This is a genomic window from Candidatus Streptomyces philanthi (assembly GCF_059553635.1).
Genome location: NZ_JCANQV010000187.1, coordinates 1 through 11,786, shown reverse-complemented (window position 1 = coordinate 11,786; position 11,786 = coordinate 1). Strand labels below are relative to the sequence as shown.

The 11,786-nt window shown below is 70.8% G+C and carries 9 protein-coding genes and 1 pseudogene; 9 read left to right on the top strand and 1 reads right to left on the bottom strand.

Annotated elements, in window-relative coordinates; genetic code table 11:
• Positions 1–261 (bottom strand): annotated as a pseudogene (locus AC51EU_RS20485) (HEAT repeat domain-containing protein); the annotation flags it as partial.
• Positions 262–658: 397 nt separating this feature from the next.
• On the opposite strand from AC51EU_RS20485, the gene AC51EU_RS20480 reads away from it, so the two are divergent.
• The 9 genes from AC51EU_RS20480 (at position 659) to pssA (ending at position 11,597) form a co-directional block, all read left to right on the top strand.
• On the top strand, positions 659–2,479 hold the full coding sequence (locus tag AC51EU_RS20480; protein ID WP_496268461.1) for a 3-hydroxyacyl-CoA dehydrogenase family protein: 1,821 nt from the start codon (positions 659–661) through the stop codon (positions 2,477–2,479).
• Between the two features lie 139 nt (positions 2,480–2,618).
• Positions 2,619–3,416: a TetR family transcriptional regulator gene (locus tag AC51EU_RS20475; protein ID WP_496268460.1), complete on the top strand. Its 798-nt coding sequence runs from the start codon at positions 2,619–2,621 to the stop codon at positions 3,414–3,416.
• Between the two features lie 460 nt (positions 3,417–3,876).
• On the top strand, positions 3,877–5,214 hold the full coding sequence (gene ccrA, locus AC51EU_RS20470) for a crotonyl-CoA carboxylase/reductase (protein ID WP_496268459.1): 1,338 nt from the start codon (positions 3,877–3,879) through the stop codon (positions 5,212–5,214).
• Positions 5,215–5,252: 38 nt separating this feature from the next.
• Positions 5,253–7,265 (top strand): protein meaA, encoded by a 2,013-nt coding sequence (locus tag AC51EU_RS20465; protein WP_496268458.1) that lies wholly within the window; start codon positions 5,253–5,255, stop codon positions 7,263–7,265.
• On the top strand, positions 7,262–8,218 hold the full coding sequence (locus AC51EU_RS20460) for an HpcH/HpaI aldolase/citrate lyase family protein (protein WP_496268457.1): 957 nt from the start codon (positions 7,262–7,264) through the stop codon (positions 8,216–8,218). Before AC51EU_RS20465 ends, AC51EU_RS20460 begins: the two co-directional genes overlap by 4 nt.
• A gap of 5 nt (positions 8,219–8,223) precedes the next feature.
• Positions 8,224–8,736, top strand: a complete 513-nt coding sequence (locus AC51EU_RS20455; protein ID WP_496268462.1) for a MaoC family dehydratase — start codon at positions 8,224–8,226, stop codon at positions 8,734–8,736.
• Between the two features lie 2 nt (positions 8,737–8,738).
• Positions 8,739–9,944, top strand: coding sequence for an acyl-CoA dehydrogenase family protein (locus AC51EU_RS20450; protein ID WP_496268456.1), 1,206 nt, complete (start codon positions 8,739–8,741; stop codon positions 9,942–9,944).
• A 170-nt stretch (positions 9,945–10,114) separates the two neighbouring features.
• Positions 10,115–10,762 (top strand): phosphatidylserine decarboxylase, encoded by a 648-nt coding sequence (locus AC51EU_RS20445; protein WP_496268455.1) that lies wholly within the window; start codon positions 10,115–10,117, stop codon positions 10,760–10,762.
• Positions 10,749–11,597, top strand: a complete 849-nt coding sequence (gene pssA, locus AC51EU_RS20440; protein WP_496268454.1) for a CDP-diacylglycerol--serine O-phosphatidyltransferase — start codon at positions 10,749–10,751, stop codon at positions 11,595–11,597. Before AC51EU_RS20445 ends, pssA begins: the two co-directional genes overlap by 14 nt.
• The last annotated feature ends 189 nt before the right edge of the window (positions 11,598–11,786 follow it).

Below are 11,786 nucleotides of genomic sequence, written 5' to 3'. Positions count from 1 at the left end.
GCGCACCGGGTCGCGGTAGTTGAGGAGCAGGACGAGGGTTTCGAAGGCCCGTTTGTCGCCGGCGCCGCCGAGGACGTAGGCGGCGATCTCGCGGGCCCACAGGGGGCGTTCGACGGCGACCAGTACGGCGGCCAGTTCCTCGTGGGCGGTGGGGGTGTCCTTGCGGGCGAGGGCGAGCAGCCGTTCGTAGGCCACCAGGTCCTGCGGGGAACGGAGTTCGGTCCGCACCCGGTCCGTCAGTTCACGGAATTCCTCTTCCATGTGCCGCTCCCCTCGCGCCGGGGCCCCGGTGCGCCCCACGTGGCCTGCGCCACAGCCTAATGACCGGTGCCACCCCTGGTGTTCTCCTTACCCACGGGTTAACGTCGTGGACGAGCAGCACCCCTGCTCGGGCGGCCTGGTGACGCGGCCGCCCCGCGTGACGTCGGTTCGGCACGCACCGCACGACCTCGCTCGTTCCGTACGGAGCGCACGGCACGGCCCCGGGACAGGGCCCGCCGCGCCTCCGCCTCCCGCCCGGCGCCGTTCATGGTGCCGCGGCCGCCCGCGGCCTTGCCGCCGGTGGCCGCCGTGTGCCGCGTCCGGCCCCGATGGGCGGTCACTCCTCAGTCGTCACTTCTCCCCCGCCCGTCGGGGGAACACCCTCTGGAGTCCCGCGATGGACCGTCAGTCCACCCCAGACCTCTCACCCGGCGCCTCCCCTCTCCCCCTGTCCACCGTGGCCGTCGTCGGCCTCGGCACCATGGGCACCGGCATCGCCGAGGTGCTCGCCCTCTCCGGCCGTGAGGTCGTCGGCATCGACACCGACGACGCCGCGGCCCGTGCGGCCACCGAGGCGCTGAGCGCCTCGACCGCCCGCGCCGTCGCGCGCGGACGGCTCACCGAGCGGGAACGGCAGGACGTCCTGGCACGGTTCCGTACCGCGTCCGCCCTGAGCGCCGCGGCGGACGCCGATCTCGTCATCGAGGTGGTGCCCGAGGACTACGAGCTCAAGCGGCGGGTCCTCGCCGGACTGGACGAGGTGGTGCGGCCGGACACCGTCCTGGCGACCGGCACCAACGCCCTGTCGGTGACCCGGCTGGCCGCCGGCTCGCAGCGCCCGGAGCGGGTGCTGGGCGTGCACTTCTTCAACCCGGCGCCCGCCATGAAGCTGGTCGAGGTGGTGTCCTCGGTGCTCACCGCGCCGACCGCGGTCACCGCCGTCACCGCGCTCGCCCGCGAGCTGGGCAAGGACCCGATCGCGGTCGGCGACCGCCCCGGTTTCGTCGCCGACGGCCTGCTGTTCGGCTATCTCAACCGGGCCGCGGCGATGTACGAGTCCCGGTACGCGACGCGGGAGGACATCGACGCGGCGATGCGGCTGGGCTGCGGGCTGCCGATGGGCCCGCTGGCGCTGCTCGACCTGATCGGGGTGGACACCGCGCGCACGGTACTGGAGGCGCTGTACGCGGCGTCCGGCGACCGGCTGCACGCCCCGGCGCCGGTGCTCGGGCAGCTCGCGGAGGCGGGGCTGACCGGCCGCAAGGCGGGGCGCGGCTTCTACACGTACGAGGCGCCGGGCAGCGGCACGGTGGTGCCGGACGCGGCGACGCCGGACGTGGCCGGGGCGGACGCCGGGGGCCGTGAGGTGCGCCGGGTCGGGGTCGTCGGCTCGGGGACGATGGCGAGCGGGATCGCCGAGGTGTTCGCGGTGTCCGGGTTCGCGGTGGTGCTGGCCGCGCGGAGCCGCCAGAAGGCGGAGCGGGCCAAGGCGCGGATCGCGGCGTCGCTGGACCGTTCGGTGAAGAAGGGGCGGCTGACGGCCGGGGCGCGGGACGCCGCGCTGGAGGCGGTCACCCCGGCGGGTTCGCTCGACGGGTTCGCGGACGTCGATCTGGCGGTGGAGGCGGTCGCCGAGGACCTGGCGGTCAAGCAGGAGGTGTTCGCGGCGCTGGACGCGGTCTGCCGGCCCGGTGCCGTGCTGGCCACCACGACGTCGTCGCTGCCGGTCATCGCCTGTGCCCGCGCCACCTCGCGGCCGGGGGACGTCGTGGGGATGCACTTCTTCAACCCGGCACCGGCGATGAAGCTGGTGGAGGTGGTGCGTACGGTGCTGACGGGCGACGAGGCGCACGCCACCGTGCGGGCGGTGTGCGCGCGTGTCCGCAAGCATCCGGTGGACTGCGGCGACCGCGCCGGGTTCATCGTCAACGCGCTGCTGTTCCCCTACCTCAACGACGCCGTGAAGATGGTGCAGGAGCACTACGCCTCGCCCGACGACATCGACGCGGCGATGAAGCTGGGCGGCGGCTACCCGATGGGGCCGTTCGAACTCCTCGACGTCGTCGGCCTGGACGTGTCGCTGGCGATCGAGAAGGTGCTGCACGCCGAGTTCCGCGATCCGGGACTGGCCCCGGCGCCGCTGCTGGAGCATCTGGTCGCGGCGGGCTGCCTGGGGCGCAAGACCGGGCGCGGCTTCCGTGAGTACGCCCGGCGCTGACGCGTGGCGGCGCCCCGCCCGCGGGAGGCGGGGCGGTTGGGGCGGGCTGCTGGAGCCCTCCGGCGGCCCGCCCCCGGCCGGCGGCCCGGCACGCGCAGCGGATGCCACGGGGCGGGGGAATATGCAGTACCTTCCCCCCATGTCCCAGCCCGCTCGCCCGCAGCCGTCCGACGCTTCCGAGACCAGCACTCCCGGCACCCGCCGCGCGGCCGCCCAGCGGCTCAAGATGCGCCGCGAACTGTCGGCGGCGGCGATGGAGCTGTTCGCGACCAAAGGTTACGAAGCCACCACCGTCGACGAGATCGCGGCCGCCGCGGGCGTCGCCCGGCGCACGTTCTTCCGTCACTTCCGTTCCAAGGAAGAGGCGATCTTCCCCGACCACGACGACACCCTGGTGCGGGCGGAGGCGGTGCTGGACGCCGCCCCGGCGCACGAGAACCCGCTCGACACGGTCTGCCGGGGCATCAAGGAGGTCATGCGGATGTACGCGTCCGCGCCGGCCGTGTCGGTGGCCCGTTACCGCCTGACCCGCGAGGTGCCCACCCTGCGGGAGGCGGAGATCGCCTCGGTGGCCCGCTACGAGCGGCTGTTCACCCGCTACCTGCTGGGGCACTTCGACGAGGACGCGCACCGCGAGGGCCATGACGACCCGCTGCTCGCGGAGGTCGCCGCGTCCGCGGTGGTGACCGCCCACAACCACGTCCTGCGCCGCTGGCTGCGGGCGGGCGCGCAGGGCGATGTGGAGGCCCAGCTCGACCATGCCTTCGGGATCGTCCGGGAGACGTTCGGCACCAACATCGGACCGGGGCGCGCGGCCGACGGGCAGCCCTCGGCGACGGTGTCCCGCGAGGGCGAGGTGCTGGTGACGGTGGCGCGGACGGACGCGCCGCTGGAGGAGGTCATGCGGACGATCGAGCGGGCGCTGAAGAAGCGCTGATCCGACCACGAAGGCCCCCGGGGCCGTACGGCGTTCCGCCCGTACGGCCCCGGGGGCCTCTGTCATACGCCCGCGGGACACCGCTTTGAACGATCATCGCTCATCTGGGCGCACCAATTTTCAGATGAGACCAATTCGTGGCACTCAGTGTCTTGTCGACTGGCACGCGGTGTCATACCTTGAGGGCGTCCGGGCGGCCGGCGCACCACGAACCCCGTGTGCCGGACCGTCCCAGTCAGCCGCGCACGGCTGATCCCGCCCGGACGCCTGCGTCACAGGCACCACCCGCGCCCACAGGCGCCGCCAGGTGCCGCTTCCCCGTCCTCCGCACCCCGCGGCGGCCCGGGAGGCGGCGCCACCCGCCGAACCGACGGCACCACCCCGCACCACCCCCGACGTTCCCTCCCCTCGTCCCGTCCCCGCCCTCGCAGGGGGAGACCCCATCCGCCGGAGGCACACCGTGAACCAGATCCTGGACGCGATCCTCGCGCCCGACAGCACCAGCGCCGACTTCGCCGCCCTCCCCCTCCCCGAGTCCTACCGCGCGGTCACCGTGCACAAGGACGAGGTCGAGATGTTCGCCGGCCTGCCCACGAAGGAGAAGGACCCCCGCAAGTCCCTGCACGTCGAGCAGGTGCCCGTACCCGAACTCGGGCCCGGCGAGGCGCTGGTGGCCGTGATGGCCTCCTCGGTCAACTACAACTCGGTGTGGACGTCGATCTTCGAGCCGCTGCCGACGTTCGGGTTCCTGGAGCGCTACGGACGCCTCTCGCCCCTCGCCGCGCGGCACGACCTGCCCTACCACGTCATCGGTTCCGACCTCGCGGGCGTGGTGCTGCGCACCGGACCGGGCGTCAACTCCTGGCAGCCGGGCGACGAGGTCGTCGCGCACTGCCTGTCGGTCGAGCTGGAGTCCTCCGACGGCCACAACGACACCATGCTCGACCCCGAGCAGCGGATCTGGGGCTTCGAGACCAACTTCGGCGGCCTCGCCGAGATCGCGCTCGTCAAGTCCAACCAGCTGATGCCCAAGCCGCGGCACCTGAGCTGGGAGGAGGCGGCGGCGCCCGGCCTGGTCAACTCCACCGCCTACCGCCAGCTCGTCTCCCGCAACGGCGCCGGGATGAAGCAGGGCGACAACGTGCTGATCTGGGGTGCCAGCGGCGGACTCGGCTCGTACGCCACCCAGTTCGCGCTGGCCGGCGGCGCCAACCCGATCTGCGTCGTCTCCAGCGAGCGCAAGGCGGAGATCTGCCGGCGGATGGGCGCCGAGGCGGTCATCGACCGCAACGCCGAGGGCTTCCGCTTCTGGAAGGACGAGCAGACCCAGGACCCCCGCGAGTGGAAGCGGTTCGGCAAGCGCATCCGCGAGCTGACCGGCGGCGAGGACGTCGACATCGTCTTCGAGCACCCCGGCCGCGAGACGTTCGGCGCCTCGGTGTACGTCACCCGCAAGGGCGGCACCATCGTCACCTGCGCCTCCACCTCCGGCTACCAGCACGAGTACGACAACCGCTATCTGTGGATGTCGCTCAAGCGCATCGTCGGCTCGCACTTCGCCAACTACCGCGAGGCGTGGGAGGCCAACCGCCTGGTCGCCAAGGGGAAGATCCACCCGACGCTGTCGAAGACGTACCGCCTCGACGAGACCGGGCAGGCCGCGTACGACGTCCACCGCAACCTCCACCAGGGCAAGGTCGGCGTGCTGGCGCTGGCGCCGGAGGAAGGCATGGGCGTGCGCGACGAGGAGACGCGCGCCAGGCATCTCGACGCCATCAACCGGTTCCGGAACGCCTGAGGGCCAGGGCGCAGGGACCACGAGGATACGGGTCACACATGACAGAGCGTCAGAAGGATCGTCCGTGGCTGATGCGGACGTACGCCGGGCACTCCACCGCCGAGGCGTCCAACGAGCTGTACCGGCGCAACCTCGCCAAGGGCCAGACCGGTCTGTCGGTCGCGTTCGACCTGCCGACCCAGACCGGCTACGACCCCGACCACGTCCTGGCCCGCGGCGAGGTCGGCCGGGTGGGCGTACCGGTCTCCCATCTGGGTGACATGCGGCGGCTGTTCCGGGAGATACCCCTGGAGCGGATGAACACCTCGATGACCATCAACGCCACGGCCATGTGGCTGCTGGCGCTGTACCAGGTGGTCGCCGAGGAACAGGGCGCCGACATCTCCCGCCTGTCGGGGACGACACAGAACGACATCGTCAAGGAGTACCTCTCGCGCGGGACGCACGTCTTCCCGCCGGGCCCCTCGCTGCGGCTGACCACCGACATGATCGCCTACACCGTCCACGCGATCCCCCGCTGGAACCCGATCAACATCTGCAGCTACCACCTCCAGGAGGCCGGGGCGACGCCCGTCCAGGAGATCGCGTACGCGATGTCCACCGCGATCGCCGTGCTGGACGCGGTGTTCGCCTCCGGGCAGGTCCCCGAGGAACGCAAGGGCGACGTGGTGGGACGGATCTCGTTCTTCGTGAACGCGGGCGTCCGCTTCGTCGAGGAGATGTGCAAGATGCGGGCGTTCGGCCGCATCTGGGACACGATCACCCGCGAACGCTACGGGATCGAGGACCCCAAGAAGCGCCGCTTCCGCTACGGCGTGCAGGTCAACTCGCTCGGCCTGACCGAGGCGCAGCCGGAGAACAACGTCCAGCGCATCGTCCTGGAGATGCTGGCCGTCACCCTCTCCAAGGACGCCCGCGCCCGCGCCGTCCAGCTCCCCGCGTGGAACGAGGCGCTGGGCCTGCCCCGTCCCTGGGACCAGCAGTGGTCGCTGCGCATCCAGCAGGTGCTGGCGCACGAGAGCGACCTGCTGGAGTACGACGACCTCTTCGCCGGCTCGCACGTCGTCGAGGCCAAGGTGGACGCCCTCGTCGCCGAGTGCCTGGCCGAGATCGGCCGGATCGAGGAGATGGGCGGCGCGATGGCCGCCGTCGAGTCCGGCTACCTCAAGGCGCGGCTGGTGTCCTCGCACGCGGAGCGGCGGGCCAGGATCGAGGCCGGCGAGGAGAAGATCGTCGGCGTCAACTGCTTCGAGTCCACCGAGCCGAGCCCGCTCACCGCCGACCTGGACACCGCGATCATGACCGTGGACCCGGCGAACGAGGCACGGGTGGTGCGCGCGCTGCACGAGTGGCGCGACAACCGCGACGAGGCGGCCGCCCAGGACGCGTTGTCCCTCCTCAAGAAGACCGCGGCCGGTGTCGGCAACCTCTTCGGCGCCACCCTGGACTGCGCCCGCGCGGGCGTGACGACCGGCGAGTGGGCCTGGGCGCTGCGGGACGTCTTCGGCGAGTTCCGGGCCCCCACCGGGGTCTCGGGCGCGCCGGTCGCGGTCACCGCCGAGGCGGGCAGCCCGCTGGCCGCGGTCCGCGAGAAGGTCGCCAGGACCGCGGCCGACCTCGGCGGCGGCAAGCTGCGCCTGCTGGTCGGCAAGCCCGGCCTCGACGGGCACAGCAACGGCGCCGAGCAGATCGCGGTACGGGCCAGGGACGCCGGCTTCGAGGTGGTCTACCAGGGCATCCGGCTGACCCCGGAGCAGATCGTCGCGGCGGCCGTCGCCGAGGACGTGCACTGCGTGGGGCTGTCGATCCTGTCGGGCTCGCACGCCGAGCTGGTGCCGGACGTGCTGGCCCGGCTGCGCCGCGCCGGCGCGGGCGACATCCCCGTCATCGTCGGCGGCATCATCCCGTCCGCCGACGCCGCCGCGCTCCGGGAAGCCGGGGTCGCGGCCGTCTTCACGCCGAAGGACTTCGGCATCACGGAGATCATCGGCCGTATCGTCGACGAGATCCGCACAGCGAACACGCTCGACCCTCTGGAGGTACCCGCATGACGTCGGTCAACCGCCCCCGCCGCTCCTGCCTCGCCGTCCCCGGCAGCAACCCCCGCTTCCTGGAGAAGGCCCAGGGTCTCCCCGCCGACCAGGTCTTCCTGGACCTGGAGGACGCCTGCGCCCCGCTCGCCAAGGAAGGCGCCCGGCACACCATCGTCGACGCGCTGAACAAGGGCGACTGGGGCTCCAAGACCCGTGTGGTGCGGGTCAACGACTGGACCACCCAGTGGACGTACCGGGACGTCGTCACCGTCGTCGAGGGCGCCGGGCAGAACCTCGACTGCATCATGCTGCCGAAGGTGCAGGACGACCGGCAGGTCGTCGCCCTGGACCTGCTGCTCACCCAGATCGAGCGGACGATGGGCTTCGAGGTCGGCCGGATCGGCATCGAGGCGCAGATCGAGGACGCCAAGGGCCTGGTGAACATCGACCAGATCGCCGCCGCCTCGCCGCGTCTGGAGACCCTCATCTTCGGCCCGGCCGACTTCATGGCCTCGATCAACATGAAGACCCTGGTCGTCGGCGAGCAGCCGCCCGGCTACGACGCGGACGCCTACCACTACATCCTGATGCGCATTCTGATGGCCGCCCGCGCCCACGACCTCCAGGCGATCGACGGCCCCTACCTCCAGATCCGCGACGTCGACGGCTACCGCCGGGTGGCGGGGCGCGCCGCGGCCCTCGGCTTCGACGGCAAGTGGGTGCTGCACCCGGGCCAGGTCGAGGCCGCGAACGAGGTGTTCTCGCCGTCCCAGGAGGACTACGACCACGCCGAGATGATCCTCGACGCGTACGCGTGGCACACCTCCGAGGCGGGCGGCAAGAAGGGTTCCGCGATGCTCGGCGACGAGATGATCGACGAGGCCAGCCGCAAGATGGCGCTGGTCATCGCCGGAAAGGGCCGGGCCGCCGGCATGACCCGTACCACCTCGTTCGAAGCACCGGAGGCGTGAGCGCGATGCAGTTCGGCCGTACCTACGAGGAGTTCACCGTCGGCGAGGTGTACAAGCACTGGCCGGGGAAAACCGTCACGGAATACGACGACCATCTGTTCTGCCTGCTCACGATGAATCACCATCCGCTGCACATGGACAGCAACTATGCCGAGAAGACCACGGATTTCGGCAGGAACGTGGTCGTCGGGAACTATGTCTACTCGCTCCTTCTCGGGATGTCCGTCCCCGATGTCTCCGGAAAGGCCATCGCGAATCTGGAGATCGAGTCGCTGCGGCACGTGGCGCCGACCTTCCACGGCGACACGCTCTACGGCGAGACCACGGTGCTCGGCAAGACGCCGTCGCGGTCCAAGAGCGACCGCGGCATCGTGCACGTCGAGACCAGGGGGTACAAGCAGGACGGCACCCTCGTCTGCGTGTTCCGGCGCAAGGTGATGGTCCCGACGGCGGAATACGTCACGCGGCGCGGCGGGGAGCAGCCCGGCCGCCCGGAGTTCGAGGTCAAGGAGCAGTAGTCATGGCACGACTGGCACGGACCGAGGGTCTGACGGACGTCCAGCGGGAAATCCTCTCCACCGTCCGCGACTTCGTGGACAAGGAGATCCTCCCGGTCGCCACCGAGCTGGAGCACAAGGACGAGTACCCGACCCGGATCGTCGAGGGGCTCAAGGAACTCGGCGTCTTCGGCCTGATGATCCCGGAGGAGTACGGCGGTCTCGGGGAGTCGCTGCTCACCTACGCGCTGACGGTGGAGGAGATAGCCCGCGGCTGGATGAGCGTGTCGGGCATCATCAACACCCATTTCATCGTGGCGTACCTGCTCAAGCAGCACGGCACACAGGAGCAGAAGGACCACTTCCTGCCCAGGATGGCGACGGGCGAGGTCCGTGGCGCGTTCTCGATGTCGGAGCCGGGGCTGGGTTCCGACGTGGCGGCGATCTCGTCCAAGGGCGTGCGTGACGGCGACGACTTCCTGCTGCACGGGCAGAAGATGTGGCTGACCAACGGCGGCACATCGACGCTGGTCGCGGTGTTGTGCCGGACCGACGAGGGGCACCCGGAGGGGACCGCTCCGCACAAGTCGCTGACGACGTTCCTGGTGGAGAAGGAGGCGGGCTTCGGCGAGGTCCGGCCCGGTCTCACCATTCCGGGCAAGATCGAGAAAATGGGCTACAAGGGGGTGGACACCACCGAAATGATCATGGATGGTCTCCGCGTCCCCGCCGACCGTGTCCTCGGCGGACGGACCGGACGTGGCTTCGCTCACATGATGGACGGTGTCGAGGTCGGCCGGGTCAATGTCGCGGCCCGCGGCTGCGGTGTCGCGCAGCGCGCCTTCGAACTCGGTGTCTCCTACGCGCAGCAGCGGCAGACGTTCGGCAAGCCCATCGCCCAGCACCAGGCCATCCAGTTCAAAATCGCCGAAATGGCGACAAAGGTCGAGGCCGCGCATGCGATGATGGTGAACGCGGCCCGCGCGAAGGACTCCGGTCGGCGCAACGATCTGGAGGCGGGCATGGCGAAGTACCTGGCCTCCGAGTACTGCAAGGAGGTGGTCGAGGACGCGTTCCGCATCCACGGCGGCTACGGCTTCTCCAAGGAGTACGAGATCGAGCGTCTCTACCGCGAGGCCCCGATGCTCCTGATCGGTGAAGGTACCGCCGAGATCCAGAAAATGATCATTGGACGACGGCTACTGGAGGAGTACCGGATCCAGGGGTGAATGCACCCTTTGGGGTAATTTCCTCTAGACGAAGATCACACCCCGTCATCGTACTTCGGCCACGTAATGGCGTTGGCTCTTGGCCAGTTGCCGCCCGAAACCGATAGCATCCCGGGAAAGCCGCCGTCCCCCGAATCCCTACGCGGCACCCTCCGCTACGAAGGTCATCCATGCCCCACAGCCAATCCTCTGCCCCCTGCGGACGCGTCCGCCTAGCGCGCGGTGCGTCGCCGTGGCTCCTGCCGACCGTGGCCACGGCGGCGGTCAGCCTGGCCCGCTCCCGTCGCTCGGGACGCTGGGCCGCCGTCGCCGTGCCCGCCACCGCACTCGCGGCGGGCATGCTGTGGTTCTTCCGCGACCCCGAGCGGGACATCGCCCAGGGCCGGGTGCTCTCCCCCGCCGACGGCGTGGTGCAGAGCATCATGCCGTGGAAGGACGGGCGCACCCGCGTCGCGATCTTCATGAGCCCGTTGAACGTCCACGTCAACCGCGCGCCGCTGGCCGGCACGGTGACGTCCGTGGAGCACGTCCCCGGCGGTTTCGTCCCGGCGTTCAACAAGGAGAGCGAGAACAACGAGCGGGTGGTCTGGCACTTCGACACCGAGATCGGTGACGTCGAGATGATCCAGATCGCCGGCGCGGTGGCCCGCCGCATCGTCCCGTACGTGCCCGAGGGCACCAAGGTCGAGCAGGGTGAACGCATCGGCCTGATCCGCTTCGGCTCCCGCGTCGACGTCTACCTCCCGGAGGGCGTCGAGGCGGCGGTCGAGGTCGGTCAGGCCACCACAGCGGGGGTGACTCGCCTTGACCGTGGTTGATCCCGAAACACAGGCCGGATGGGTGCCCGAGTCCGAGGACGACGAGGACGACATCCCGCTGTCGACGCGGCTGTCAATAGCGGACACGCTGACGCTCGGCAACGCCATCTGCGGCTTCATGGCCGTGTACTTCACCACCACCGGCGTCCTCATCCCGCATCTGACGGGTGTCGACGACGGCGGCATGGCCCGGCACAGCGCGGCGATGGCCGTGATCCTGATGCTGCTCGCGTCGGTCTTCGACCTCTTCGACGGGCTGGTCGCGCGCAAGCTCCGCAGTTCGGCGATGGGAGCCGAGCTGGACAACCTCTCCGACCTGATCAGCTTCGGTCTGGCGCCCGCGTACTTCGTGGTGACCTGGGGCATGGTCGCCCACGACGCCAACCAGCGGGTGTCGGTGGTCGCGGCGGTCGTGGTCCTGCTCGCGGTGGTGCTCCGGCTCGCCCGCTTCTCCTGCGTCACCCTGCGTGACGGCATCTTCCAGGGCATGCCGAGTCCGTTCGGCGCCCTGACCGTCGTCGCGATCGTGCTGCTGGAGCTGCCGTTCCTGCCGACCCTGCTGGCGATCATCGGGGTGGCCTGGCTGATGGTGAGCCGGGTCGAGTACCCCAAGCCGCGCGGCCGGCTCGCGGTGGCGATGCTCAGCTGGATCGTCCTCAGCATGGGCCTGCTCGCCGCATGGGCCCTGGACGCCCCCGGCGGCCAGGCGCTGCTCCAGACCGGCTGCTCGCTCCAGGTCGTGCTGGGCGCGATGATCCCGCTGTTCGCGACGGCCCGGAGGGTCAACGCCTTCCGCGACAACCGCCGCGAGGCACGCGCCGCACAGCTGCCGTAACACCACACGGCCCTCATCCCGGGAGCCCCGGACGGATCACCGTCCGGGGCTCCCGGCGTTCGGCCGTCACACCAGGAGGTCGCGGGCCAGCCGCTCCGCGGTGCGCTCCAGCAGCGGGCCCGCCCCGGCCATGCAGCGCTCCGGGTCGGTCTCCAGCTCCGTCAGCGCGTACGCCCGCCGGATGCCGGC

What these genes read in the sequence shown, in the direction of transcription:
- AC51EU_RS20450 (WP_496268456.1), top strand. Translation starts at nt 8,739, where the DNA reads ATGGCACGACTGGCACGGACCGAGGGTCTGACGGACGTCCAGCGGGAA.
- AC51EU_RS20460 (WP_496268457.1), top strand. Translation starts at nt 7,262, where the DNA reads ATGACGTCGGTCAACCGCCCCCGCCGCTCCTGCCTCGCCGTCCCCGGC.
- AC51EU_RS20465 (WP_496268458.1), top strand. Translation starts at nt 5,253, where the DNA reads ATGACAGAGCGTCAGAAGGATCGTCCGTGGCTGATGCGGACGTACGCC.
- AC51EU_RS20480 (WP_496268461.1), top strand. Translation starts at nt 659, where the DNA reads ATGGACCGTCAGTCCACCCCAGACCTCTCACCCGGCGCCTCCCCTCTC.
- AC51EU_RS20475 (WP_496268460.1), top strand. Translation starts at nt 2,619, where the DNA reads ATGTCCCAGCCCGCTCGCCCGCAGCCGTCCGACGCTTCCGAGACCAGC.
- AC51EU_RS20455 (WP_496268462.1), top strand. Translation starts at nt 8,224, where the DNA reads ATGCAGTTCGGCCGTACCTACGAGGAGTTCACCGTCGGCGAGGTGTAC.
- AC51EU_RS20445 (WP_496268455.1), top strand. Translation starts at nt 10,115, where the DNA reads ATGCCCCACAGCCAATCCTCTGCCCCCTGCGGACGCGTCCGCCTAGCG.